This is a genomic window from Streptomyces hygroscopicus (assembly GCF_026168105.1).
GTDB lineage: Bacteria > Actinomycetota > Actinomycetes > Streptomycetales > Streptomycetaceae > Streptomyces > Streptomyces hygroscopicus_D.
Map to the genome: position 1 here is coordinate 37899 of NZ_LBMW01000027.1, position 25014 is coordinate 62912.

Sequence of the window (25014 nt, forward strand, 5' to 3'; positions counted from 1 at the left end):
GCATGAAGATCAAGAAGGGCGACCTGGTCCAGGTCATCACCGGCAAGGACAAGGGCAAGCAGGGCAAGGTCATTGCCGCTTACCCGCGCGAGGAGCGCGTCCTGGTCGAGGGTGTCAACCGGGTCAAGAAGCACACCAAGGCCGGTCCGACGGCCGGCGGCTCGCAGGCCGGCGGCATCGTCACCACCGAGGCCCCCATCCACGTGTCCAACGTTCAGCTGGTCGTGGAGAAGGACGGCAACAAGGTCGTGACCCGTGTCGGCTACCGCTTCGACGAGAACGGCAACAAGATCCGCGTTGCCAAGCGGACGGGTGAGGACATCTGATGGCTACCACCACCACTCCGCGTCTGAAGCAGAAGTACCGCGAGGAGATCGCGGGCAAGCTGCGTGACGAGTTCAAGTACGAGAACGTCATGCAGGTTCCCGGCCTCGTCAAGATCGTGGTCAACATGGGTGTCGGCGACGCCGCCCGTGACTCCAAGCTGATCGAGGGCGCGATCCGCGACCTCACCACGATCACCGGTCAGAAGCCGGCCGTCACCAAGGCCCGCAAGTCCATCGCGCAGTTCAAGCTGCGTGAGGGTCAGCCGATCGGTGCCCACGTCACGCTCCGTGGCGACCGCATGTGGGAGTTCCTGGACCGCACCCTGTCGCTCGCGCTGCCGCGCATCCGCGACTTCCGTGGTCTGTCCCCCAAGCAGTTCGACGGCCGTGGCAACTACACCTTCGGTCTCACGGAGCAGGTCATGTTCCACGAGATCGACCAGGACAAGATCGACCGCGTCCGGGGTATGGACATCACCGTGGTCACCACGGCGACCAACGACGCTGAGGGCCGTGCGCTCCTTCGTCACCTCGGCTTCCCGTTCAAGGAGGCGTGAGCGAGATGGCGAAGAAGGCTCTGATTGCCAAGGCTGCTCGCAAGCCCAAGTTCGGTGTGCGCGCGTACACCCGCTGCCAGCGCTGCGGCCGTCCGCACTCCGTGTACCGCAAGTTCGGCCTGTGCCGCGTGTGCCTTCGTGAGATGGCTCACCGTGGCGAGCTGCCGGGCGTGACCAAGAGCTCCTGGTAACAGCCCAGTTGGGTTGATTCCAGGCTCTCGGTAAGCAACTGGGCCGGCAGGCGGCCCGACTCACATGCCTTAGGCTTGTGGGGTTGGGCGTCTGCCGCCCGTACGACTTACTACGCCGTAGGTCCACCGCGCCGCACCCGTCCCGTCTCGGATCGGGGAGAGGGATGGCGCACCAGGAAACCCCGGCGAGAGAGGCCGAAGGCCAATTCATGACCATGACTGATCCGATCGCAGACATGCTTACGCGTCTGCGGAACGCGAACTCGGCGTACCACGACTCCGTGACGATGCCGGCATCGAAGATCAAGTCGCACATCGCGGAGATCCTCCAGCAGGAGGGCTTCATCACGGGCTGGCGCGTCGAGGACGCGGAGGTCGGCAAGAACCTCGTCCTGGAGCTGAAGTTCGGCCCCAACCGTGAGCGCTCCATCGCGGGCATCAAGCGGATCTCCAAGCCCGGTCTCCGGGTTTACGCGAAGTCCACCAACCTGCCGAAGGTGCTCGGCGGCCTCGGCGTGGCGATCATCTCCACGTCACACGGGCTCCTCACCGACAAGCAGGCCGGCAAGAAGGGCGTAGGCGGAGAAGTTCTCGCCTACGTCTGGTAACGGAAGGGAACGGAGGAAACAGCTATGTCGCGCATCGGCAAGCTCCCCATCGCGGTTCCCGCCGGCGTGGACGTCACCATCGACGGCAGCACGGTCGCGGTCAAGGGCCCCAAGGGCGAGCTGACCCACACCGTCGTCGCGCCGATCGAGATCGTCAAGAACGAGGACGGCACCCTCCAGGTGACCCGCCCGAACGACGAGCGTCAGAACAAGGCCCTGCACGGCCTGTCCCGCACGCTGGTGGCGAACATGATCACCGGCGTGACCCAGGGTTACGTGAAGAAGCTCGAGATCAGCGGTGTCGGTTACCGCGTGACCGCCAAGGGCTCGAACCTCGAGTTCGCCCTCGGTTACAGCCACCCGATTCTGGTCGAGGCCCCCGAGGGGATCACCTTCAAGGTGGAGACCCCGACCCGTTTCTCGGTCGAGGGCATCGACAAGCAGAAGGTCGGCGAGGTTGCGGCCAACATCCGCAAGCTGCGCAAGCCCGACCCGTACAAGGCCAAGGGCGTCAAGTACGAGGGCGAAGTCATCCGCCGCAAGGTCGGAAAGGCGGGTAAGTAAGCCATGGCATACGGGCAGAAGATCCTGAAGGGCGACGCCTACAAGCGCGCCGCGATCAAGCGCCGTCACATCCGGATCCGCAAGCGGATCGCCGGTACGGCGGAGCGTCCCCGTCTGGTCGTGACCCGCTCCAACCGTCACATCGTGGCGCAGGTGATCGACGACCTGAAGGGCCACACCCTGGCGTCGGCGTCCACCCTGGACAGCTCGATCCGTGGTGGCGAGGGCGACAAGTCCGCGCAGGCCAAGCAGGTCGGCGCCCTGGTCGCCGAGCGTGCCAAGGCCGCCGGTGTCGAGGCCGTCGTGTTCGACCGTGGTGGCAACCAGTACGCCGGGCGCATCGCCGCCCTGGCGGACGCCGCCCGCGAGGCCGGGCTCAAGTTCTGAGCCGCCGTAGCTAGCGGAAAAGAGAGAGGTAAATCCAATGGCTGGACCCCAGCGCCGCGGTGGCGGTGCCGGTGGCGGCGAGCGGCGGGACCGGAAGGGCCGTGACGGCGGCGCTGCTGCCGCCGAGAAGACCGCGTACGTTGAGCGCGTTGTCGCGATCAACCGCGTCGCCAAGGTTGTGAAGGGTGGTCGTCGCTTCAGCTTCACCGCGCTGGTCGTGGTGGGCGACGGTGACGGCACCGTGGGTGTCGGATACGGCAAGGCCAAGGAGGTGCCGGCCGCCATCGCCAAGGGCGTTGAGGAGGCCAAGAAGCACTTCTTCAAGGTCCCCCGGATCCAGGGCACCATCCCGCACCCGATCCAGGGTGAGAAGGCTGCCGGCGTTGTGCTGCTCAAGCCCGCGTCGCCCGGTACCGGCGTTATCGCCGGTGGCCCGGTGCGTGCCGTGCTCGAGTGCGCCGGTATCCACGACGTGCTGTCGAAGTCGCTCGGCTCCGACAACGCGATCAACATCGTGCATGCCACCGTGGAGGCCCTGAAGGGTCTGCAGCGTCCCGAGGAGATCGCGGCCCGCCGCGGTCTGCCGCTCGAGGACGTCGCTCCCGCGGCCCTGCTGCGTGCGCGTGCCGGGGCGGGTGCGTGATGGCTCAGCTCAAGATCACGCAGGTCAAGTCCTACATCGGCAGCAAGCAGAACCACCGCGACACCCTGCGCTCGCTCGGGCTGAAGAGGCTCGGCGACGTGGTCGTCAAGGAGGACCGCCCCGAGTTCCGCGGTATGGCTCACGCCGTCCGCCACCTCGTGACGGTCGAGGAGGTCGACTGATCATGGCGGAGCAGAACCCGCTCAAGATCCACAACCTCCGTCCCGCCCCGGGCGCCAAGACCGCCAAGACCCGTGTCGGTCGTGGTGAGGCGTCGAAGGGTAAGACGGCCGGTCGTGGTACCAAGGGCACGAAGGCCCGCTACCAGGTTCCGGAGCGCTTCGAGGGCGGCCAGATGCCGCTGCACATGCGCCTCCCGAAGCTGAAGGGCTTCAAGAACCCGTTCAAGACCGAGTTCCAGGTCGTGAACCTCGACAAGCTGGCCGCGCTCTACCCCGAGGGTGGCGAGGTCACGGTCGAGGACCTGGTGGCCAAGGGTGCCGTTCGTAAGAACAGCCTGGTCAAGGTCCTGGGCCAGGGCGAGGTCTCCGTGGCGCTGCAGGTGACGGTCGACGCCGTCTCCGGCTCCGCCAAGGAGAAGATCACCGCCGCCGGCGGCACGGTCACCGAGCTCGTCTGACACTTTCAGGCGTCTCGATGACTTGAGCGATCCCGACCGGGGATACCCCACAATTGGGGTATCCCCGGTTGGTCGTTCCAAGGGGGGCGGTCTCGCCGGTAAGGTGGCTTGGACTGCCAACTTTCACAGGGTGCCGCGGTACGGGCACTCTCGGCGGCAGTTGACCGTTACGTATGTCGTTGTTCAGTCGGAATCTCAAGACTCACCCTTGACGCAGTTGCGCGGGGGTCGCAGGAGGCACCGTGCTCACCGCGTTCGCCCGGGCGTTCAGGACGCCCGACCTGCGCAAGAAGCTGCTCTTCACGCTCGGCATCATCGTGGTCTACCGCGTGGGTACCCACATTCCGATCCCGGGTGTCGACTACAAGAACGTCCAGATCTGCGTGCAGCAGGCGTCGGGCAACCAGGGCCTCTTCGGTCTGGTCAACATGTTCAGCGGTGGCGCCCTGCTGCAGATCACGATCTTCGCGCTGGGCATCATGCCGTACATCACGGCCAGCATCATTCTGCAGCTGCTGACCGTCGTGATTCCGCGTCTCGAAGCCCTCAAGAAGGAGGGACAGGCGGGAACCGCGAAGATCACCCAGTACACGCGCTACCTGACGATCGCCCTGGCCATCCTGCAGGGCACCGGCCTGGTGGCGACGGCGCGCAGCGGCGCGCTGTTCGGCACCTGCTCGGTCGGCAACCAGATCGTCCCCGACCAGTCGATCTTCGCCACCATCACGATGGTCATCTGCATGACCGCCGGCACCGCCGTCGTCATGTGGCTCGGCGAGCTGATCACGGACCGCGGTATCGGCAATGGCATGTCGATCCTCATGTTCATCTCGATCGCCGCGACCTTCCCGTCCGCGCTGTGGGCCATCAAGAAGCAGGGCACCCTGGCCGGCGGCTGGATCGAGTTCGGCACCGTGATCTTCGTCGGCCTGGTCATGGTCGGCCTGGTGGTCTTCGTCGAGCAGGCGCAGCGGCGTATCCCCGTCCAGTACGCCAAGCGCATGATCGGCCGCCGTTCCTACGGCGGTACGTCCACCTACATCCCGCTGAAGGTGAACCAGGCGGGTGTGATTCCCGTCATCTTCGCGTCGTCGCTGCTGTACATCCCGGCCCTGATCGCGCAGTTCGCCGGGGGCAACTCCAACTGGAAGACGTGGGTCCAGCAGAACCTCACCAAGGGTGACCACCCGATTTACATCACCCTTTACTTCTTGCTGATCGTTTTCTTCGCGTTCTTCTACGTGGCGATCTCGTTCAACCCCGAGGAAGTCGCCGACAACATGAAGAAGTATGGTGGCTTCATCCCGGGCATCCGGGCCGGTCGGCCCACCGCTGAGTACCTCTCGTATGTGCTCAACCGGATCACCTGGCCGGGGTCGCTGTACCTGGGTCTGATCGCTCTCGTACCGACAATGGCGTTGGTTGGCTTCGGGGCAAGCCAGAACTTCCCGTTCGGTGGCACCAGCATCCTGATCATCGTGGGTGTGGGTCTCGAGACGGTGAAGCAGATCGAGAGCCAGCTCCAGCAGCGCAATTACGAAGGGTTCCTCCGCTGATGCGAATCGTCCTCGTCGGGCCGCCCGGTGCAGGCAAGGGAACGCAGGCAGCGTTCCTCGCCAAGAACCTGTCGATCCCGCACATCTCCACGGGCGACCTGTTCCGCGCCAACATCAGCCAGCAGACGGAGCTCGGCAAACTTGCGAAGTCCTACATGGACAAGGGCGAGCTGGTGCCGGACGAGGTCACCATCGCGATGGCCAAGGACCGCATGGAGCAGCCCGACGCGGAGAACGGCTTCCTGCTGGACGGCTTCCCGCGCAACGTCAAGCAGGCCGAGGCGCTGGACGAGATGCTCAAGACCGAGGGCATGAAGCTGGACGCCGTCCTCGATCTCGAGGTTCCCGAGGAAGAGGTCGTCAAGCGGATCGCGGGGCGCCGCGTCTGCCGCAACGACTCGTCGCACGTCTTCCACGTGTCGTACAAGCCGGCGAAGCAGGAGGGCGTCTGCGACCTCTGCGGCGGCGAACTGTACCAGCGGGACGACGACTCCGAGGAGACCGTACGCACGCGGCTGGAGGTCTACCACACGCAGACCGAGCCGATCATCGACTACTACAAGTCGCAGGGCCTGGTCGTCACGATCCCGGCGCTCGGCAAGGTGGAAGAGGTCACCCAGCGCGCGATGGAAGCGCTGCGGCAGAAGGTCGGCGACAAGAACTAGCCGGCCCTGACGTCACTGCCGCTCCACGGCCGCGGTTCCCCTGGCGGGGCCGCGGCCGACGTGTGGGCAGTGCGCGATCCGTCGCCCCGTATCGTTGAAGTGTCCGTCCCCGGTCCAGAAAGGCCGCAGCCCCCATGGTGCAGATCAAGACCCCCGAGCAGATCGCCAAGATGCGTGAGGCGGGACTGGTCGTCGCCGCCGTGCACGCGGCGACCCGCGAGGCGGCCGTGCCGGGTGCCACGACGAAGGACCTGGACGAGGTCGCCCGCAAGGTACTCGCGGAGCACGGGGCCAAGTCGAACTTCCTGGGGTACGGCGGCTTCCCCGCGACCATCTGCACCTCGGTGAACGAGGTTGTCGTCCATGGCATCCCGTCCGACGAGGTGGTCCTGAAGGACGGCGATGTCATCTCCATCGACGCCGGCGCGATCGTGGACGGCTGGCACGGGGACGCGGCCTTCACCGCGTTCGTGGGCTCCGGTCATGCTCCGGAGCTGATAGAGCTGTCGCGGGTGACCGAGGAGTCCATGTGGGCCGGGATCGCGGCGGTGAAGCAGGGCAACCGGCTCGTCGACGTCTCCCGGGCGATCGAGACGTACATCCGCCGGCAGCCCAAGCCGGGCGGCGGACGGTACGGGATCATCGAGGACTACGGCGGGCACGGCATCGGCACCGAGATGCACATGGACCCGCACCTGCTGAACTACGTGGACCGGCGGCGGGGCAAGGGTCCCAAGCTGGTGACGGGGTTCTGCCTCGCCATCGAGCCGATGGTGTCGCTGGGCACACCGAAGACCGAGGTCCTGTCGGACGACTGGACGGTCATCACCACGGACGGGACATGGTCCTCCCACTGGGAGCACTCCGTCGCGCTGACCGAGCAGGGTCCGCTCGTCCTCACCGCTCCCGACGGCGGGAGGGCGAAGCTCGCCGAGTACGGCATCACCGCCGCCCCCGATCCGCTCGCATAACGATCTCGGTCCTGGGGCAGACTTCCCCGATTCGTGTTTCCTGGTGCCCTGACGTAGACTGACTCGTCGGCTCTCGTGCATCCGCATGTCCGCATGCGCTCGTACGGAGTCGATCAAGGTAGTCGATTCGAAGGGCGAAGCGTGGCCAAGAAGCAAGGTGCCATCGAGATCGAGGGCACTGTCGTCGAGTCTCTGCCGAACGCCATGTTCAAGGTCGAGCTCCAGAACGGCCACCAGGTCCTGGCACACATCAGCGGCAAGATGCGTATGCACTACATCCGTATCCTCCCTGACGACCGGGTCGTGGTGGAGCTGTCTCCGTACGACCTGACGCGTGGCCGGATCGTCTACCGCTACAAGTAGATCTTGCCCACGTCCCGCGTGAGCGGGGCTGCCGGCAACTGACCCGGAGAACCTCACATCCCATGAAGGTCAAGCCGAGCGTCAAGAAGATCTGCGACAAGTGCAGGGTGATCCGCCGTCACGGCCGGGTCATGGTCATCTGCGAGAACCCGCGCCACAAGCAGCGCCAGGGCTGACGCACGACCGCACCCTCTGCGATTCGCAGAGCTTCGCGCGACGCAAGCTGAATATGTTCATACGCAGGGCACGGGCCTGATCCGTCAGGTCTGACACCCCCGGTTCGGAGGCCGGGGACCCAGTTCGTACCTCGTACGGCGGCTGGGAGCCGGTTCTGCGGAAGACCTCCGAAGATCAACTGGAGCCATTGAATGGCACGCGTTTCCGGTGTTGACATCCCGCGCGACAAGCGCGTGGAGGTCGCCCTCACCTACGTGTTCGGCATCGGCCGGACCCTCTCGCAGGAGACGCTGGCTGCGACCGGCGTCGACCCGAACACCCGTGTTCGCGACCTCTCCGAGGAGCAGCTCGTCGCGATCCGCGAGTACGTCGACAACAACATCAAGACCGAGGGTGACCTCCGTCGCGAGATCCAGGCCGACATCCGCCGCAAGGTCGAGATCGGCTGCTACCAGGGTCTGCGGCACCGCCGCGGTCTGCCCGTCCGCGGTCAGCGCACCAGCACCAATGCCCGCACCCGCAAGGGCCCGCGTCGCGCCATCGCCGGCAAGAAGAAGCCGGGCAAGAAGTAGTCCGCAGCGGACACCTGTCCACGGTCTTCGCTGTAGGACCGACCACCTCCGTAGGAGTTAAAGGATGCCCCCCAAGGGACGTCAGGGCGCTGCCAAGAAGGTGCGCCGCAAGGAAAAGAAGAACGTCGCTCACGGCCACGCGCACATCAAGAGCACGTTCAACAACACCATCGTTTCGATCACCGACCCGTCGGGCAACGTGATCTCCTGGGCCTCCGCCGGCCACGTCGGCTTCAAGGGCTCCAGGAAGTCCACGCCGTTCGCCGCGCAGATGGCCGCCGAGTCGGCCGCCCGCCGCGCCCAGGAGCACGGCATGCGCAAGGTCGACGTGTTCGTCAAGGGCCCGGGCTCCGGTCGTGAGACCGCCATCCGCTCCCTGCAGGCCACGGGCCTCGAGGTCGGCTCCATCCAGGACGTCACCCCGACCCCGCACAACGGCTGCCGCCCGCCGAAGCGCCGCCGCGTCTGACGCTGCTGCCGCTTCGCGGTCTGCGGTTTTCGGGCGGTACGGCCCTGTCGGGCCGTACCGCCCGTACCCTTGCAGTACGCAGTACCCCGTGCTTGCGAGGCGCGGGTTCCGTCGGGCGTCATATAGCGGGCGCCCACGACTGAAGGATCTGATCCACACATGCTGATCGCACAGCGTCCGTCGTTGACCGAAGAGGTCGTCGACGAGTTCCGCTCCCGGTTCGTGATCGAGCCGCTGGAGCCGGGCTTCGGCTACACCCTCGGCAACTCCCTGCGTCGTACGCTCCTCTCCTCGATCCCGGGTGCGGCCGTCACGTCCATCCGCATCGACGGCGTTCTGCACGAGTTCACCACCGTGCCGGGCGTCAAGGAGGACGTCACCGACCTGATCCTCAACATCAAGCAGCTGGTCGTCTCCTCGGAGCACGACGAGCCGGTCGTGATGTACCTGCGCAAGCAGGGCCCGGGTCTGGTCACCGCCGCCGACATCGCGCCGCCGGCCGGTGTCGAGGTGCACAACCCCGACCTCGTCCTCGCCACGCTCAACGGCAAGGGCAAGCTGGAGATGGAGCTGACCGTCGAGCGCGGTCGCGGCTATGTCTCCGCCGTGCAGAACAAGCAGGTGGGCCAGGAGATCGGCCGTATCCCGGTCGACTCGATCTACTCGCCGGTTCTGAAGGTCACGTACAAGGTCGAGGCGACCCGTGTCGAGCAGCGCACCGACTTCGACAAGCTGATCGTCGACGTCGAGACCAAGCAGGCCATGCGGCCGCGTGACGCCATGGCGTCGGCCGGCAAGACCCTGGTCGAGCTGTTCGGTCTCGCCCGCGAGCTGAACATCGACGCCGAGGGCATCGACATGGGTCCGTCCCCGACGGACGCCGCCCTCGCCGCCGACCTGGCGCTGCCGATCGAGGAGCTGGAGCTCACGGTCCGCTCCTACAACTGCCTCAAGCGTGAGGGCATCCACTCCGTGGGTGAGCTCGTCGCCCGCTCGGAGGCCGACCTCCTGGACATCCGCAACTTCGGTGCGAAGTCCATCGACGAGGTCAAGGCGAAGCTGGCCGGCATGGGCCTGGCCCTGAAGGACAGCCCCCCCGGATTCGACCCGACCGCCGCCGCGGACGCCTTCGGCGCGGACGACGACGCGGACGCCGGGTTCGTCGAGACCGAGCAGTACTAAGCGCTCCGCGGGGAGGCCGTACTGCGTCTGCGGGCCGGTTGTGGCTGGTCGCGCAGTTCCCCGCGCCCATTCCAGGCCTCCTTCGGGGGGTCTGGATCTCCGACAGGCGACCGTCTGCTCGGATACTGACCCCGGTACCTGACACGGCCGGGGCAGACACCTAGGAGAAACACGATGCCGAAGCCCACCAAGGGTGCCCGCATGGGCGGCAGTGCCGCGCACGAGAAGCTGCTCCTCGCGAACCTCGCGAAGTCGCTGTTCGAGCACGGCCGTATCACCACCACCGAGGCGAAGGCCCGCCGCCTGCGCCCGTACGCCGAGCGTCTGATCACCAAGGCGAAGAAGGGCGACCTTCACAACCGCCGTCAGGTGCTTCAGGTCATCACGGACAAGAGCATCGTCCACACGCTCTTCACCGAGATCGGCCCGCGCTATGAGAACCGTCCGGGTGGCTACACCCGCATCACCAAGATCGGTAACCGCCGTGGCGACAACGCGCCCATGGCCGTGATCGAGCTGGTCGAGGCGCTGACGGTTCAGCAGAAGGCGGTCGGCGAGGCCGAGGCGGCGACCAAGCGCGCCGTCAAGGAGTCCGAGGCTGCCAAGGTCGAGGAGACCAAGGTCGAGGAGTCCGAGGCTCCGGCCGCGGAGGCTGCCGAGGAGTCCAAGGACGCCTGAGGTTGACCTCGCCGGAAGCGGGTCCGTCCGTTGGGGCGGGCCCGCTTTCGCGTTGGCGGGGACGCAGCGTGCCGCAGCCGCCTGAGAGGATTCAGTACGTGAGTGATGAAGTACAGCCCGGTTCGGTACGGGTGCGTCTCGACCTCTCCTACGACGGCGCCGAGTTCTCCGGGTGGGCCAAGCAGGCCGGGGGCCGGCGGACCGTGCAGGGGGAGATCGAGGACGCTCTGCGCACGGTGACGCGGTCGAAGGACGCCTACGAGCTGACGGTGGCCGGGCGGACCGATGCCGGGGTGCATGCGCGGGGACAGGTCGCCCATGTCGATCTGCCCCGGGAGGTCTGGGGCGAGCACCGTGGGAAGCTGCTCAAGCGGCTCGCCGGGCGGCTGCCCAAGGATGTGCGGGTGTGGGCCCTGAGGGAGGCGCCCAGCGGCTTCAACGCCCGTTTCTCCGCGATCTGGCGGCGGTACGCCTACCGGGTCACCGACAACCCCGGCGGTGTCGATCCCCTGCTGCGCAACCACGTGCTGTGGCACGACTGGCCGTTGGACGTGGACGCCATGAACGAGGCCGCTCAGCGGCTGCTCGGGGAGCACGACTTCGCCGCGTACTGCAAACGGCGCGAAGGGGCCACCACGATCCGTACGCTCCAGGAGCTGAGCCTGGTGCGCGGTGACGACGGGATCATCACCGCCACCGTGCGCGCGGACGCCTTCTGCCACAACATGGTGCGGTCGCTGATCGGGGCGCTGCTGTTCGTCGGTGACGGCCACCGGGCGCCCGACTGGCCGGGGAAGGTGCTTGCCGCCGGTGTCCGGGACTCGGCCGTGCACGTCGTACGGCCGCACGGGCTCACGCTCGAGGAGGTCGGCTACCCGGCCGACGAGCTGCTCGCCGCGCGCAACAAGGAGGCGCGGAACAAGCGGTCGCTGCCCGGTGCCGCCAGGTGCGACACCTGTTAGCCAGTCAGCCGGACGCAGTGCCGGGTGGCCGGGCACGCGGAGCGCCCTCGCAGATGATCAGTACGATCGCACGTCTAATATCTGCGGACAAGACCGGTCACGCCCAGTGGCAGAGTGTGTTCGGCATGGAGTGCGCGCGTGCCGCATCTGGATCAAGACCGCCTGAATGCCGGGAGAGGCAGGAAGATGACGGAACACGAGGCACACGGCGACATACCGGTCACCGTGGTGATGCCCACGTACAACGAGGCGGCGAACCTGCCGCGGATGGCCGAGGCCGTGCTGGGGCTGCCGCTCGACGGGCTGCACCTGAAGATCGTCGACGACTCCAGCCCGGACGGTACCGGGCGGATCGCCGAGGAGCTCGCCGAGAAGTACAACGACACCGCGGACGGCCGGCGCCGGATGAGCGTGCTGCACCGCACCGAGAAGGACGGCCTGGGGCGGGCGTACACGGCGGGCATGACCGCCGCGCTGGATGAGGGCGCCGCGTACGTCGTCCAGATGGACGCCGACGGCAGTCACCCGGTGGAGGCGGTCCCGCGCATGCTGGACGCGGCGGTCACCTCCGGCGCCGGACTGGTCATCGGCAGCCGGTACGTGGACGGCGGCTCGCTGGACGAGGACTGGGGTGTGCACCGGGTCCTGCTGTCCCGCTTCGCCAACCGCTACGCCCGGGCCGTCCTCGGCACGAAGATCAAGGACATCACGGCGGGCTTCAACCTGTGGTCGGCGGGGACGCTGCGGGACGTGGACCTCTCCACGCTGGACAGCGCGGGCTACAGCTTCCAGGTCGAGCTGAAGTACAAGGCCACCCGGGCCGGGCACAGCGCCGTCGAGATCCCGATCCGGTTCGCGGAGCGCACCGAGGGTGTCTCGAAGATGACGCTGCGCACCCAGCTGGAGTCGGCGGTGGTGCCGATCAGGCTGCGCCTGAAGCACCGGTAGGCCTGGGCGGCGGTCCGCCTACTGGTTGGCCGCCGCGTTCGCCTGTGCCTCGCCGCGGCGGCGGATCTGGCGGAACGCGAACTCCGCCAGATCGTCGCCGGCGGCGAAGACCTTCGCGTCCTTGGCTGTGACGTCCTTGCCGTTGGTGAAGCCGGCGAGCGTGAAGTAGGCGTAGCGGCCGTAGGAGTTGGTGGTCGAGCGGCAGACCGTCGTACGGCAGAAGGCGGGCACGCCCTGGCCGGTCAGCGAGGTGATGATGCTCTTGCTGTCCGCCTGCTGCTTTGCCGCCGTGGCCTTGGCCGTGGTGTCGAAGAGGGCCACGCCGACCGTCACGGCGACGCCGTCCTTGGTGTAGGTGGCGCGGAAGAGGCGGGTGCAGCCGTTCTTGGTGAGCACCGCGGGCAGTGTGCCCTGCACTGCCGACGCGCAGTTCGTCGTGGCGGCCGTGGGGCCCTTCGCGTAGACGTTCGCGCCGATGGTCAGCTGGGTGCCCGGGAACAGCGTGTCCACGCTGATCGGCGCCGTGTCCTTCTTCGCGCTGGAGATGAAGTCCATCGGGTTCAGCGGGGGAGGGGCCGAGGTAGGTGCGAACGACGGAGCGGTGTCGGCGCTCTGACTGGGAATCTTCGCGGTGCCGGGCAGCTGGCTGGTGGGCTTGTTGGAGGCCTGGGTGCTGCCGTTGGCGGACACCACCGCCACCGCGACGGCCGCGCCGACCCCTACCGTGGCCAGGGCGCCGCCGAAGATCAGCAGCAGCCGGCGGCGTTTGTTGCGCGCCTCGGAGGCCTCGGCGAGCGCGGCCCAGTCGGGGCCGCTGCTCCGGCTGCCCCACTGCTGTTGCTGGGAACTCGGTTTCCAGGGATCCCACTGAGGCTCCCCCTGCCCATAACTCATGCGGCGCATCTTAGACGGGGGACGGGCCGCGTTGTCCCGTACCTTCGAGCGGCACGGTGAGCGGCACAGTGACAACACAGGCCACATCAGGCACAACGGCACCGTGCGTCCGGGCGCCGGGCCACGCGCGAGCCTTCATTTTGACCCGTGTGGGCGCCCCCGTTATCCTGGCTGTTCGTTATGTGTATTGGCTTGCTCATTCTCACGTGAGGGGCCCTTACACCGGTCCACCGGGCCGATGACCAGCGACCAGCACGCGGTTTGCGTCACCGCTGTGCGGTCAGGGCTGTCGTGATCGTCTTCGGTGACCTTGTCAGGATCCTCACTGAAGAAGCGAAGGCTACGAACCGTGCGTACGTACAGCCCCAAGCCCGGCGATGTGACGCGTCAGTGGCACGTCATTGACGCCCAGGACGTCGTCCTGGGCCGTCTGGCCACCACCGCCGCCACCCTTCTGCGCGGCAAGCACAAGCCGATCTATGCGCCCCACGTGGACGCCGGCGACTTCGTCATCATCATCAACGCGGACAGGGTTCACCTGTCCGGCAACAAGCGGACCCAGAAGATGGCGTACCGCCACTCCGGCTACCCGGGTGGTCTGCGCTCCGTCCGCTACGACGACCTGCTGGCCAACAACCCCGAGAAGGCCGTCGAGAAGGCCGTCAAGGGCATGCTCCCCAAGAACACCCTGGGTCGTCAGATGCTCTCGAAGCTGAAGGTCTACTCGGGCGACCAGCACCCGCACGCTGCCCAGCAGCCGGTGCCGTACGAGATCACCCAGGTCGCGCAGTAAGTCCGGCCACCCCCTAAGACTGAACAGAATCTGAGGAGAATCGTGGCCGAGACCACTGCCGAGCAGCCGCTCGAAGAGCTTGACATCGACAGCTACACCACCGAGACCGAGGTCCCGCTGGAGGGTGAGTACACCTCCGAGTCCCTCGCGTCCCGCTTCGGTGAGCCCCAGCCGGCCGCCGGCCTGGGCCGCCGTAAGAACGCCATCGCCCGCGTCCGGATCGTTCCGGGCTCCGGCAAGTGGAAGATCAACGGTCGCACCCTCGAGGACTACTTCCCGAACAAGGTGCACCAGCAGGAAGTCAACGAGCCCTTCAAGGTGCTCGAGCTCGAGGGCCGCTACGACGTCATCGCCCGCATCGCTGGTGGCGGTGTCTCCGGCCAGGCCGGTGCGCTCCGTCTCGGTGTCGCCCGTGCGCTGAACGAGGCGGACGTCGACAACAACCGCGGCGCGCTGAAGAAGGCCGGCTTCCTCCGCCGCGACGACCGTGCGGTCGAGCGGAAGAAGGCCGGACTGAAGAAGGCCCGCAAGGCTCCGCAGTACAGCAAGCGCTAAGCGCGCTGGTCGCGCGGGCGTCCTACGCCTGTCGCGCGCACGTATCGCCCCGGCAGCACGCTCTGTGCCGCCGGGGCGGTTCGTTTACGGGAGGCGATTGCTTATCACGGGCTTATGGGGCAATTCCTGCACTCTCGGACATTTCATGGGGGGATAAGCCTGAAGACAGGTGTCCAGGGGATGTACGTATCCCCTCCCTGTCTGGAAACTCGGCATGAGCCGCACATTCGCAGCAAGTTCGGAGGACACCAAGTGGGACGACTCTTCGGCACGGACGGCGTGCGCGGTGTCGCCAACGCGGATCTCACGGCCGAGATGGCGCTCGGTCTGTCCGTGGCGGCGGCGCACGTACTCGCCGAGGCGGGCACGTTCGAGGGCCACCGGCCGACGGCGGTCGTCGGGCGCGATCCGCGCGCGTCCGGGGAGTTCCTGGAGGCAGCCGTGGTCGCCGGCCTCGCCAGCGCGGGCGTGGACGTGCTGCGCGTAGGCGTGCTGCCCACCCCGGCCGTCGCGCATCTGACGGGCGCGCTCGGTGCCGACCTGGGCGTGATGCTCTCCGCCAGCCACAACGCCATGCCCGACAACGGCATCAAGTTCTTCGCACGCGGCGGTCACAAGCTCGCCGACGAGCTGGAGGACAAGATCGAGGCCGTGTACGAGGAGCACCGCACCGGGGCTCCCTGGGACCGGCCCACCGGTGCCGGGGTCGGCCGTGTGAAGGCGTACGACGAGGGCCTCGAGCAGTACGTCGGCCATCTCCTCGACGTCCTGCCGAACCGGCTCGAGGGGCTGAAGGTCGTTCTCGACGAGGCGCATGGCGCCGCCGCCCGGGTGTCCCCCGAGGCGTTCACCCGCGCCGGCGCCGAGATCGTCACCATCGGCGCGGAGCCGGACGGCCTCAACATCAACGACGGCTGTGGCTCGACCCACCTGGACAAGCTGAAGGCCGCCGTCGTCGAGCACGGCGCCGACCTCGGCATCGCGCACGACGGCGACGCCGACCGGTGCCTCGCCGTCGACCACACGGGCGAGGAGGTCGACGGAGACCAGATCCTGGCCGTGCTCGCGCTGGCGATGCGGGAGCGTTCCGCACTGCGCTCCGGCACCGTCGTCGCGACGGTCATGTCCAATCTGGGCTTCAAGCTGGCCATGGAGCGTGAGGGCATCGAACTCGTCCAGACCGCGGTCGGCGACCGGTATGTGCTGGAGGAGATGAAGGAGAGGGACTACGCGCTCGGCGGCGAGCAGTCCGGTCATGTCATCGTCCTCGACCACGCCACCACCGGCGACGGCACGCTGACCGGTCTGCTGCTCGCGGCCCGGGTCGCCGAGACCGGCCGCACGCTCAAGGAGCTGGCGTCCGTGATGGAGCGGCTGCCGCAGGTGCTCGTGAACGTACCGGACGTCGACAAGTCCCGCGTCGCCACGTCCGCTGACCTGGCCGCCGCCGTCGCCGAGGCGGAGCGGGAGCTGGGCGCGACCGGGCGGGTGCTGCTGCGGCCGTCGGGGACCGAGCCGCTCGTCCGGGTCATGGTCGAGGCCGCCGACATCGATCAGGCGCGGTCCGTTGCCGGGCGGCTGGCCGACGCCGTCAAGTCCGCGCTGGGGTAGTTGGCGGGTTCCGGGCAGGGGGCGGGTCGTTCTGCCGTCCGCGGGCTGCGGCTTCTATGTGGCTTGTCGCGCAGTTCCCCGCGCCCCCCCCCCGCCCGGCATGACGCCCGGCATGGCGAGGGTCCAGGACCTGTCGGCCGCCGGGTTCACAGCTTGCGCAGGCTCAGCCGCTGCACCTTGTGGTCCGGGCCCTTGCGCAGCACCAGGGTGGCGCGGCCCCGGGTCGGGGCCACGTTCTCCAGCAGATTCGGCTTGTTGATGGTGCGCCAGGTCGTCCGGGCATAGTCGAGGGCCTCCTCCTCGGAGACCTGGGTGTACTTGCGGAAGTACGACGACGGGTTCTGGAAGGCCGTCTGACGGAGCTTCTTGAACCGGTTGAGGTACCAGCGTTCGATGTCCTCGGGGCGCGCGTCGACGTACACGCTGAAGTCGAAATAGTCCGCGAGGCCGACCCGGGTGCGGCCGTCCTTGCCGGGCAGGGCGGGCTGGAGCACGTTCAGGCCCTCGACGATGAGGATGTCCGGGCGGCGGACGGTGAGCCTCTGGCCGGGGACGATGTCGTAGATCAGATGCGAGTAGACGGGGGCCGTCACCTCGTGCTTGCCGGCCTTGATGTCGGCGACGAAACGGGTCAGGGCGCGGCGGTCGTACGACTCGGGGAAACCCTTTCGCGACATCAGCCCGCGGGCCTGCAGTTCCTTGGTGGGAAGCAGGAAGCCGTCCGTGGTGACCAGTTCCACCCGCGGGTGCTCGGGCCAGCGGGACAGGAGCGCCTGGAGGAGGCGGGCGACCGTGGACTTGCCGACCGCCACGGACCCCGCCACGCCTATGACGAACGGGGTACCGGACTGGGAGCCCTGTTCCCCGAGGAAGGTGTTGAGAGCCCCTCTGAGACCGTCCGTGGCCCCCACGTACAGGTTCAGCAGCCGGGACAGCGGCAGATAGATGTCCCGCACCTCGTCGAGGTCGATGACGTCGCCGAGGCCACGCAGCTTCTCGACCTCCTCGGCGGTCAGCGGCAGCGGCGTCTTGTCGCGCAGCGCGCTCCACTCGGCACGGGTGAGGTCGACGTAGGGAGTCGCCTCCGGCCGGGACCGGTGGGCGCTCCGGGGCATCGAGGAGACCGGAGAGATCACAGTCCATTGTTAACGGAGTTTGAACGGGGGTGGGGGTGGGGTCCGTCACGCCGCGCCCCGAGGACGGGCCGCGTCGGGCCTTCGTACCCCGGTGGGAATTTCCGATTTCGGGCACGCAGGACGGGGTTCGGGTGGTGATCGGCACGTAGGCTGCCCCGCATGTGCGGAATCGTGGGATACGTGGGACCGCAGTCGGCTCTCGACGTGGTCGTGGCGGGACTGAAGCGGCTGGAGTACCGGGGTTACGACTCCGCGGGCGTCGCAGTGCTCGCGGACGGCGGTCTGGCCGCCGCAAAGAAGGCCGGGAAGCTGGTCAATCTGGAGAAGGAGCTGGTCGACCGGCCGCTGCCGACGGGCACGACCGGGATCGGGCACACCCGGTGGGCCACCCACGGAGGCCCGACGGACGCCAACGCGCACCCGCATCTCGACAACGCGGGGCGGGTCGCCGTCGTCCACAACGGGATCATCGAGAACTTCGCAGCGCTGCGGGCCGAATTGGAGGAGCGCGGTCACACCCTCGCCTCCGAGACGGACACCGAGGCGGTGGCGCATCTGCTCGCCGAGGAGTTCTCCGTGACGGCGGACCTCGCGGAGGCGATGCGGCTGGTGTGCCGGCGGCTGGAGGGCGCGTTCACGCTGGTCGCGGTGCACGCCGACGAGCCGGACGTGGTCGTGGGCGCCCGGCGCAACTCGCCGCTCGTGGTGGGTGTCGGCGAGGGCGAGGCCTTCCTCGCCTCGGACGTGGCGGCGTTCATCGCGCACACCCGCTCCGCGATCGAGCTGGGTCAGGACCAGGTGGTGGAGCTGCGCCGGGACGGGGTGACGGTCACCGGCTTCGACGGCCGTCCCGCCGAGGTCCGCTCCTACCACGTCGACTGGGACGCCTCGGCCGCCGAGAAGGGCGGCTACGACTACTTCATGCTCAAGGAGATCGCCGAGCAGCCCAAGGCGGTCGCCGACACGCTCCTCGGCCGGATCGACGCGGCCGGTTCACTGAGGCTGGACGAACTGCGGATCTCGGCCGCCGAACTGCGCGAGGTCGACAAGGTGGTGATCGTGGCGTGCGGGACGGCCTTCCACGCCGGGCTGATCGCCAAGTACGCCATCGAGCACTGGACGCGGATCCCGTGCGAGGTGGAGCTGGCCAGCGAGTTCCGCTACCGGGACCCGATCCTCGACCCTCGCACGCTGGTCATCGCCATCTCGCAGTCCGGCGAGACCATGGACACGCTGATGGCGCTGCGGCACGCCCGTGAGCAGGGCTCCAAGGTGCTGGCGATCTGCAACACCAACGGTTCGACGATCCCGCGCGAGTCGGACGCCGTGCTGTACACGCACGCGGGCCCGGAGGTCGCGGTCGCCTCGACGAAGGCGTTCCTGACGCAGCTCGTCGCCTGCTATCTGGTGGCCCTGTACCTGGGGCAGGTCCGCGGGACCAAGTGGGGCGACGAGATCCACGCCGTCATCCGCGACCTGTCGCAGATCTCTCGCGAGGTCGAGCAGGTGCTGGAGACCATGGAGCCGGTACGGGAGCTGGCGCGCTCGCTCGCCGGGAAGAACACGGTGCTGTTCCTGGGGCGGCACGTGGGCTATCCCGTGGCCCTGGAGGGCGCCCTCAAGCTCAAGGAACTGGCGTACATGCACGCCGAGGGCTTTGCGGCGGGCGAGCTGAAGCACGGGCCGATCGCACTGATCGAGGAGGACCTGCCGGTCGTCGTTGTGGTGCCGTCGCCGCGCGGGCGGTCGGTCCTGCACGACAAGATCGTCTCCAACATCCAGGAGATCCGGGCCCGGGGGGCGCGCACCATCGTGATCTCGGAGGAGGGCGACGACGCCGTGGTGCCGTACGCCGACCACCTGATCCGTATCCCGGCGACGCCGACGTTGTTGCAGCCGCTGGTGGCGACCGTGCCGTTGCAGGTGTTCGCGTGCGAGCTGGCGACGGCGCGCGGGAACGAGGTGGATCAGCCGCGGAACCTGGCGAAGTCCGTGACGGTGGAGTGAGCTTTTGGGCGTCCGCCTGTGCCCCGACGTGGATGTGCTCGCCCGCTTCCCGGATCGTGCCGTCATCGCCACGCACCAGGCCGGTCCGGTCACCGGGGAGCCGAACCCGCGGTCGCCGGACGGATCGTAGAGTGCCCGCATGAGCATCATCGGGGTCGGAATCGACGTGGCCGAGATCGACCGGTTCGCGGCGTCGTTGCGGCGTACGCCCGGACTGGTCGAACGACTGTTCCTGGAGAGTGAGTTGCTGCTGCCCAGCGGCGAGCGGCGCGGTATCGCCTCGCTGGCCGTGCGGTTCGCGGCCAAGGAGGCGGTGGCCAAGGCCCTGGGTGCGCCGGGCGGGCTGCACTGGACCGACGCCGAGGTCTACGTCGAGGACAGCGGGCAGCCGCGGCTGCGCGTCACCGGCACGGTCGCGGCGCGTGCCGCCGAACTCGGCGTACGGTCCTGGCACGTGTCGCTCAGCCATGATGCGGGCGTGGCCTCGGCGGTGGTCGTGGCGGAGGGGTAGGTCCGCCCGCGCGCGGCGCTCGTGGGGGAGACTCGACGGTATGCGTACTGCGTACAGCGTGGAGACGGTGAGGGCGGCCGAGCGTTCGCTCATGGCGCGGCTTCCGGAGGGGGCGCTGATGCAGCGTGCCGCCGCCGGACTGGCCGCGGCCTGCGCCCAGTTGCTGGGGCGGGTGTACGGCAGCCGGGTGGTGCTGCTGGTCGGGAGCGGCGACAACGGCGGGGACGCTCTGTACGCCGGGGCCCGGCTCGCCCGGCGGGGCGCCGGCGTCATCGCCCTGCTGCTCGCTCAGGACCGCACGCACCCGGGCGGGCTCGCCGCGTTGCGCCGGGCGGGCGGGTCCGTGGCACGGCCCGGGGCGGCCGAGGAGTTGATGCGGCGGGCCGATCTCGTCGTCGACGGGATCGTGGGCATCGGCGGCAGGGGAGGCCTGCGGCCGGACGCCGCAGCACTCGCCGAGCTCGCCGAGAGGTCGCGGGCGGCCGTCGTCGCCGTCGACCTGCCGAGCGGCGTCGAGGCCGACAGCGGCGAGGTGCGGGGCCCGGCCGTACGGGCCGACCTGACCGTGACCTTCGGTACGCACAAGCCGGCGCTGCTCATCGATCCGGCGCGCGAGTACGCCGGTTCCGTACGCCTCGTCGACATCGGGCTCGAGCTGCCCGAGGAGCCCGAACTGGAGGCCCTGCAGCACGCGGACGTTGCGGCACGGCTGCCGCTGCCGCAGGCCGAGAGCGACAAGTACCGGCGTGGGGTTGTCGGGATCGCCGCCGGGTCCGTGCGCTACCCGGGGGCCGCGGTACTCGCGGTGGCGGGGGCACTGCGGGGCGGGGCCGGGGCGGTGCGGTACGTGGGGCCCGCCGGGGACGCCGTGATCGCCCGGTTCCCCGAGACGCTGGTCTCCGACCGGGGGCCCGCGAAGGCCGGCCGGGTGCAGGCGTGGGTCGTGGGGCCCGGCGCCGGGGACGACGCGGCGACCGTGGCCGAGGTGCTGGAGGCGGACGTGCCGGTGCTCGTCGACGCGGACGGGCTGCGGCTTGCCGACCGGGACGCCGTACGCGGCCGCACGGCGCCGACACTGATGACGCCGCACGCGGGCGAGGCCGCCGCACTGCTCGGGGTGTCGCGCGAGGAGGTCGAGGGGGCCCGGCTCACGGCGGTGCGGGAGCTGGCGGCGCGGTACGGGGCGACCGTGCTGCTCAAGGGCTCGACCACGCTGGTGGCGGATCCTGGGGGCGGAGCGGTGCGGGTGAACGCCACGGGCACGTCCTGGCTTGCGACCGCCGGCAGCGGGGACGTGCTGTCGGGCCTGTCCGGCTCACTGCTCGCGGCCGGCCTCGACGCACGGGACGCCGGCAGCGTGGCGGCCTACCTGCACGGCCTTGCGGGCCGCTACGCGGCGGACGGCGCCCCGGTAGGCGCCCACGACGTGGCGAACGCGATCCCGGAGGCATGGCGGGACGTGGGGGGTTGAGGGGGCACACGGGTTTCGCGCGGGGGCGTGCGCCCGCGCCAGCCGGTCGAGGGGCGCACTGATGGTGGGCGACCGGGCGCATGCGGAGGGGCGTGTGCACGACGCCCGAACGGCACGAAACGGCACGCGACAGTGCGCAACGGCACTTGCGGCACCGGCGTCGAAGCGCCGTCGGAGGCCTCTGAGAGACTGGGGGCGCGATGACAAGTTCTGAGACAGCCCCGCTTCGCGCCCGTGCCGAGATCGACCTCGAGGCCCTGCGGGCGAACGTACGTGCCCTGCGTGCCCGCGCGCGCGGCGCGGCCTTGATGGCCGTGGTGAAGTCGGACGGATACGGCCACGGGGCGGTGCCGTGCGCCCGCGCCGCCCTCGAAGCCGGCGCCGAATGGCTCGGCACCGCCACCCCCGAGGAGGCCTTCGCCCTGCGCGAAGCCGGCCTGCCGGGGCGCGTCCTGTGCTGGCTCTGGACCCCCGGCGGCCCCTGGCGCAGGGCGATCGAGGCCGATGTCGACGTGTCCGTGAGCGGCATGTGGGCCCTCGCGGAGATCCGCGAGGCGGCGGCCGCCGCAGGTGCCCCCGCCCGCGTCCACCTCAAGGCCGACACCGGCCTCGGGCGCAACGGCTGCCAGCCGGCCGACTGGCCGGAACTCGTCACCGAGGCCCTGCGCGCCCAGGCGGACGGTCTGGTGACCGTCGTCGGCCTGTGGTCGCACTTCGCCTGCGCCGACGAGCCCGGCCACCCCTCCATCCAGGCCCAGATCCGCCGTTTCCGCGAGATGGTGGCGTACGCGGAGGAGCAGGGCGTACGGCCGGAGGTGCGCCACATCGCCAACTCGCCCGCCACGCTGACCCTGCCCGAGGCCCACTTCGACCTCGTCCGGACGGGTATCGCGATCTACGGTGTCTCGCCCAGCCCCGAACTCGGCGCCGCGGCCGACCTCGGACTGCGCCCGGTGATGACGCTGAAGGCCTCGCTCGCCCTGGTGAAGCAGGTTCCCGGCGGCCACGGCGTCAGCTACGGCCACCGGTACACCACCCCCGGCACCACGACCCTCGGCCTCGTCCCGGTCGGCTACGCGGACGGCATCCCGCGCCATGCCTCCGGCGCCGGGCCCGTCCTGGTCGACGGCAAGCTGCGCACGGTCGCGGGGCGGATCGCCATGGACCAGTTCGTGGTGGACCTGGGTGGCGACGAACCCCCGCCGGGCACGGAGGCGATCCTCTTCGGCCCCGGCGATCACGGCGAGCCCACCGCCGAGGACTGGGCGCAGGCGGCCGGAACCATCGCTTACGAAATCGTGACCCGGATCGGAACGCGTGTGCCCCGCGTCTACGTGAAGGTGAATGCCTAACAAGATGGGTAACCCACACGGGTGAGTCCGGGCAGGGGCAGGGCAGAAACGGGCGGAGCCCCCGGGGGGAGGAGCGGGACGTGAGCGAGAGCAGCGCGGAGACGGCCGTGCAGGCCGTCAGGGGCGCGGCTGCCACCGCCGCCGGGAACTGGCGCATAGCCGGTATCGCCGGCGCCGCGATAGGCGTGGTCGCGGCGGGCGCCGCGGCCGGTGTCGCCATCGAGCGGATGACGGTGGGCCGGGGCATGCGCCGCAAGGCCCGGCTCGCCCTCGACTCGGCGGGGCCGTACGGCGCCCTGCGCGGCACCCCCGGCAAGGCGCGCGCGGACGACGGCACCGAGCTGTACTACGAGGTGGACGAGATCGAGCCGGAGGGCGGCTCGGCACCGCGCCGCCGTCGGCTCTTCGGGCGCAAGGCCCCGGCCCCGGTCACCGTGATTTTCAGCCATGGCTACTGCCTCAACCAGGACTCCTGGCACTTCCAGCGGGCCGCGCTGCGGGGCGTCGTCCGCACCGTGCACTGGGACCAGCGCAGCCACGGCCGCTCCGGGCGCGGGACCGCCCAGGCGGACGGCACGCCCGTCTCCATCGACCAGCTCGGTCGCGACCTGAGGGCCGTCATCGACGCGGCCGCTCCCCAGGGCCCGATCGTGCTCGTCGGCCACTCCATGGGCGGTATGACGGTCATGGCCCTCGCCGACCAGTACCCCGAGCTGATCCGTGACCGGGTCGTCGGCGTCGCCCTCGTCGGCACCTCGTCCGGGCGGCTCGGCGAAGTCAACTTCGGACTTCCGGTCGCGGGCGTCAACGCCGTGCGGCGCGTACTCCCCGGCGTACTGAAGGCGCTGGGGCAGCAGGCCGCGCTGGTGGAGAAGGGGCGCAGGGCCACCGCCGACCTGTTCGCGGGGATCATCAAGCGGTACTCGTTCGCCTCCCGGGACGTCGACCCGGCCGTCGCCCGGTTCGCCGAGCGGATGATCGAGGGCACCCCGATCGACGTGGTCGCCGAGTTCTATCCCGCGTTCACCGACCACGACAAGACCGAGGCGCTGGCCCGCTTCGCCGATCTGCCGGTGCTCGTGCTGGCGGGTGTTAAGGACCTGGTCACGCCGAGCGAGCACAGCGAGGCGATCGCCGATCTGCTGCCCGACGCCGAGCTGGTCCTCGTACCGGACGCGGGGCACCTGGTGATGCTGGAGCACCCCGAGGTGGTCGTGGACCGGCTCGCCGACCTCCTCGTGCGCGCGGGAGCGGTCCCCGCAGGGGCTACCGTGGGTGGCTATGGAAGCACCAGCACCGCACAGCCCGGCTGAGGTCCCGATGCCGGGCGTCACCACCGAGGTCACCGTCACCTCCCCCGAACAGATGCAGGAGCTGGGGCGCCGTCTCGCCAAGCTGCTGCGCGCCGGCGACCTCGTGATGCTGAACGGCGAGCTGGGTGCGGGCAAGACCACGCTCACCCGTGGCCTCGGTGAGGGGCTCGGCGTGCGGGGCGCGGTCACCTCGCCCACCTTCGTGATCGCCCGGGTGCACCCCTCCCTCGGAGACGGCCCGCCGCTGGTCCATGCGGACGCCTACCGCCTGGGCGGCGGGCTCGACGAGATGGAGGACCTCGACCTCGACGTCTCGCTGCCGGAGTCCGTGGTCGTCGTGGAGTGGGGCGAGGGCAAGGTCGAGGAGCTGACGGACGACCGGCTCCACGTCGTCATCCACCGCGCCGTCGGAGACACCACGGACGAGGTCCGGCATGTGACCGTCACGGGGCTCGGGGAGCGCTGGGCGACGGTGGACCTGGGCGTGCTGTCGGCCTGAGGACGCGGTCACCGGCTCCGCCCCGAACCCGCCGGGGGGATCACCCGGCTGGATGCTTCGGCCGGTCGCGTCCACGCCCCCGACAGGCGTGCGTATCTTCGGTCGAACGTGCCGACAAGTCGTCGGCAAAGTGTTGCGTCGCAGGTGCCGGGCGTGGTCACATGGATATCAGTCCGTGGTTAGGTCTGCCTAACCATGCCCGCCCCCGCGCCTTCAGGAGGCGTCCATGCCGGCTTCAGAACGCAACGAGGCGCTGCCGCGGGTGGTCGCCGGGACGACCGGGGTGTCGATGCGGGACCTGCTGGCCTCGTGCGCCGCGGCGAAGGTGATCTCGACACCGCCGAGGGACCCCGCACCCCGCACACCCCGCGCGCGGTCCACGGCCGAGGAGCACCGCAGGGCCGCGTAGGCTC

The 25014-nt window shown here is 69.2% G+C and carries 32 protein-coding genes; 30 read left to right on the forward strand and 2 right to left on the reverse strand.

Going from position 1 to position 25014, the window contains the following annotated elements:
- Positions 1–2 precede the first annotated feature (2 nt).
- From rplX to AAW14_RS24400, 20 genes are all read left to right on the forward strand, one after another.
- Entirely contained in the window at positions 3–326 is a 324-nt protein-coding gene (gene rplX / locus AAW14_RS24305; protein WP_265566060.1) for a 50S ribosomal protein L24, read from the forward strand.
- Positions 326–883: a 50S ribosomal protein L5 gene (gene rplE / locus AAW14_RS24310; protein WP_019753095.1), complete on the forward strand. Its 558-nt coding sequence runs from the start codon at positions 326–328 to the stop codon at positions 881–883. Before rplX ends, rplE begins: the two co-directional genes overlap by 1 nt.
- Before the next feature lie 5 nt (positions 884–888).
- A complete protein-coding gene (locus AAW14_RS24315) occupies positions 889–1074 on the forward strand; it encodes a type Z 30S ribosomal protein S14 (RefSeq protein ID WP_003956452.1) in 186 nt (61 codons plus the stop codon).
- A gap of 209 nt (positions 1075–1283) precedes the next feature.
- Positions 1284–1682, forward strand: coding sequence for a 30S ribosomal protein S8 (gene rpsH, locus AAW14_RS24320; RefSeq protein WP_030046382.1), 399 nt, complete (start codon positions 1284–1286; stop codon positions 1680–1682).
- Between the two features lie 24 nt (positions 1683–1706).
- Positions 1707–2246, forward strand: a complete 540-nt coding sequence (gene rplF, locus AAW14_RS24325) for a 50S ribosomal protein L6 (RefSeq protein ID WP_265566061.1) — start codon at positions 1707–1709, stop codon at positions 2244–2246.
- 3 nt (positions 2247–2249) lie between these two features.
- Positions 2250–2633, forward strand: coding sequence for a 50S ribosomal protein L18 (rplR, locus tag AAW14_RS24330; protein ID WP_190181497.1), 384 nt, complete (start codon positions 2250–2252; stop codon positions 2631–2633).
- A 37-nt stretch (positions 2634–2670) separates the two neighbouring features.
- Positions 2671–3276: a 30S ribosomal protein S5 gene (rpsE, locus tag AAW14_RS24335; protein ID WP_009190144.1), complete on the forward strand. Its 606-nt coding sequence runs from the start codon at positions 2671–2673 to the stop codon at positions 3274–3276.
- Positions 3276–3458, forward strand: coding sequence for a 50S ribosomal protein L30 (rpmD, locus tag AAW14_RS24340; protein ID WP_265566062.1), 183 nt, complete (start codon positions 3276–3278; stop codon positions 3456–3458). Before rpsE ends, rpmD begins: the two co-directional genes overlap by 1 nt.
- A gap of 2 nt (positions 3459–3460) precedes the next feature.
- Positions 3461–3916, forward strand: coding sequence for a 50S ribosomal protein L15 (gene rplO / locus AAW14_RS24345; protein WP_265566063.1), 456 nt, complete (start codon positions 3461–3463; stop codon positions 3914–3916).
- 242 nt (positions 3917–4158) lie between these two features.
- Positions 4159–5472, forward strand: a complete 1314-nt coding sequence (gene secY / locus AAW14_RS24350; RefSeq protein WP_265566064.1) for a preprotein translocase subunit SecY — start codon at positions 4159–4161, stop codon at positions 5470–5472.
- Positions 5472–6137: an adenylate kinase gene (locus AAW14_RS24355; protein ID WP_265566065.1), complete on the forward strand. Its 666-nt coding sequence runs from the start codon at positions 5472–5474 to the stop codon at positions 6135–6137. The genes secY and AAW14_RS24355 overlap by 1 nt, the downstream gene beginning before the upstream one ends.
- A 134-nt stretch (positions 6138–6271) precedes the next feature.
- Positions 6272–7108 (forward strand): type I methionyl aminopeptidase, encoded by an 837-nt coding sequence (gene map / locus AAW14_RS24360; RefSeq protein ID WP_265566066.1) that lies wholly within the window; start codon positions 6272–6274, stop codon positions 7106–7108.
- A 141-nt stretch (positions 7109–7249) separates the two neighbouring features.
- Positions 7250–7471 (forward strand): translation initiation factor IF-1, encoded by a 222-nt coding sequence (infA, locus tag AAW14_RS24365; RefSeq protein WP_003948620.1) that lies wholly within the window; start codon positions 7250–7252, stop codon positions 7469–7471.
- 62 nt (positions 7472–7533) lie between these two features.
- Positions 7534–7647, forward strand: a complete 114-nt coding sequence (rpmJ, locus tag AAW14_RS24370) for a 50S ribosomal protein L36 (protein ID WP_003998809.1) — start codon at positions 7534–7536, stop codon at positions 7645–7647.
- 192 nt (positions 7648–7839) lie between these two features.
- On the forward strand, positions 7840–8220 hold the full coding sequence (rpsM, locus tag AAW14_RS24375; protein WP_030788235.1) for a 30S ribosomal protein S13: 381 nt from the start codon (positions 7840–7842) through the stop codon (positions 8218–8220).
- A gap of 64 nt (positions 8221–8284) precedes the next feature.
- Positions 8285–8689, forward strand: a complete 405-nt coding sequence (rpsK, locus tag AAW14_RS24380) for a 30S ribosomal protein S11 (RefSeq protein WP_003956432.1) — start codon at positions 8285–8287, stop codon at positions 8687–8689.
- 159 nt (positions 8690–8848) lie between these two features.
- The gene (locus tag AAW14_RS24385; protein WP_003966937.1) at positions 8849–9871 is read left to right on the forward strand and encodes a DNA-directed RNA polymerase subunit alpha; all 1023 of its coding nucleotides are present in this window, start codon (positions 8849–8851) and stop codon (positions 9869–9871) included.
- 174 nt (positions 9872–10045) lie between these two features.
- Complete coding sequence (gene rplQ, locus AAW14_RS24390; RefSeq protein WP_265566067.1) at positions 10046–10549, forward strand: 50S ribosomal protein L17; 504 nt, start codon at positions 10046–10048, stop codon at positions 10547–10549.
- A 98-nt stretch (positions 10550–10647) separates the two neighbouring features.
- Positions 10648–11511 carry a tRNA pseudouridine(38-40) synthase TruA gene (gene truA, locus AAW14_RS24395; RefSeq protein WP_265566068.1) on the forward strand — a complete coding sequence of 288 codons (864 nt, stop codon included), beginning with the start codon at positions 10648–10650 and terminating at the stop codon, positions 11509–11511.
- A 186-nt stretch (positions 11512–11697) separates the two neighbouring features.
- Positions 11698–12459: a polyprenol monophosphomannose synthase gene (locus tag AAW14_RS24400; RefSeq protein WP_265566069.1), complete on the forward strand. Its 762-nt coding sequence runs from the start codon at positions 11698–11700 to the stop codon at positions 12457–12459.
- Positions 12460–12477: 18 nt separating this feature from the next.
- Here AAW14_RS24400 and AAW14_RS24405 read toward each other — a convergent pair whose 3' ends face one another.
- The gene (locus tag AAW14_RS24405) at positions 12478–13353 is read right to left on the reverse strand and encodes a hypothetical protein (RefSeq protein WP_265566070.1); all 876 of its coding nucleotides are present in this window, start codon (positions 13351–13353) and stop codon (positions 12478–12480) included.
- Positions 13354–13702: 349 nt separating this feature from the next.
- Here AAW14_RS24405 and rplM point away from each other — a divergent pair, with 349 nt between their 5' ends.
- The 3 genes from rplM (at position 13703) to glmM (ending at position 16312) form a co-directional block, all read left to right on the forward strand.
- A complete protein-coding gene (gene rplM / locus AAW14_RS24410; RefSeq protein WP_265566071.1) occupies positions 13703–14146 on the forward strand; it encodes a 50S ribosomal protein L13 in 444 nt (147 codons plus the stop codon).
- Positions 14147–14188: 42 nt separating this feature from the next.
- Positions 14189–14701, forward strand: a complete 513-nt coding sequence (gene rpsI, locus AAW14_RS24415; protein ID WP_265566072.1) for a 30S ribosomal protein S9 — start codon at positions 14189–14191, stop codon at positions 14699–14701.
- A 252-nt stretch (positions 14702–14953) separates the two neighbouring features.
- Positions 14954–16312, forward strand: coding sequence for a phosphoglucosamine mutase (gene glmM, locus AAW14_RS24420; RefSeq protein ID WP_265566073.1), 1359 nt, complete (start codon positions 14954–14956; stop codon positions 16310–16312).
- Between the two features lie 146 nt (positions 16313–16458).
- Here the strand turns inward: glmM and coaA are convergent, their stop codons facing one another.
- Positions 16459–17427 carry a type I pantothenate kinase gene (gene coaA / locus AAW14_RS24425; protein WP_265566074.1) on the reverse strand — a complete coding sequence of 323 codons (969 nt, stop codon included), beginning with the start codon at positions 17425–17427 and terminating at the stop codon, positions 16459–16461.
- Positions 17428–17607: 180 nt separating this feature from the next.
- Here coaA and glmS point away from each other — a divergent pair, with 180 nt between their 5' ends.
- From glmS to AAW14_RS24460, 7 genes are all read left to right on the forward strand, one after another.
- Positions 17608–19455, forward strand: a complete 1848-nt coding sequence (gene glmS / locus AAW14_RS24430) for a glutamine--fructose-6-phosphate transaminase (isomerizing) (protein WP_265566075.1) — start codon at positions 17608–17610, stop codon at positions 19453–19455.
- A 139-nt stretch (positions 19456–19594) separates the two neighbouring features.
- Positions 19595–19966: a holo-ACP synthase gene (locus tag AAW14_RS24435; protein WP_055493195.1), complete on the forward strand. Its 372-nt coding sequence runs from the start codon at positions 19595–19597 to the stop codon at positions 19964–19966.
- Between the two features lie 40 nt (positions 19967–20006).
- Entirely contained in the window at positions 20007–21437 is a 1431-nt protein-coding gene (locus tag AAW14_RS24440) for an NAD(P)H-hydrate dehydratase (RefSeq protein WP_265566076.1), read from the forward strand.
- A gap of 200 nt (positions 21438–21637) precedes the next feature.
- Positions 21638–22789, forward strand: a complete 1152-nt coding sequence (alr, locus tag AAW14_RS24445; protein ID WP_265566077.1) for an alanine racemase — start codon at positions 21638–21640, stop codon at positions 22787–22789.
- A gap of 80 nt (positions 22790–22869) precedes the next feature.
- Positions 22870–24102, forward strand: a complete 1233-nt coding sequence (locus AAW14_RS24450) for an alpha/beta fold hydrolase (protein WP_265566078.1) — start codon at positions 22870–22872, stop codon at positions 24100–24102.
- Complete coding sequence (tsaE, locus tag AAW14_RS24455; protein WP_265566079.1) at positions 24071–24601, forward strand: tRNA (adenosine(37)-N6)-threonylcarbamoyltransferase complex ATPase subunit type 1 TsaE; 531 nt, start codon at positions 24071–24073, stop codon at positions 24599–24601. Before AAW14_RS24450 ends, tsaE begins: the two co-directional genes overlap by 32 nt.
- Positions 24602–24827: 226 nt before the next feature.
- Entirely contained in the window at positions 24828–25010 is a 183-nt protein-coding gene (locus AAW14_RS24460) for a hypothetical protein (RefSeq protein ID WP_265566080.1), read from the forward strand.
- Positions 25011–25014 lie beyond the last annotated feature (4 nt).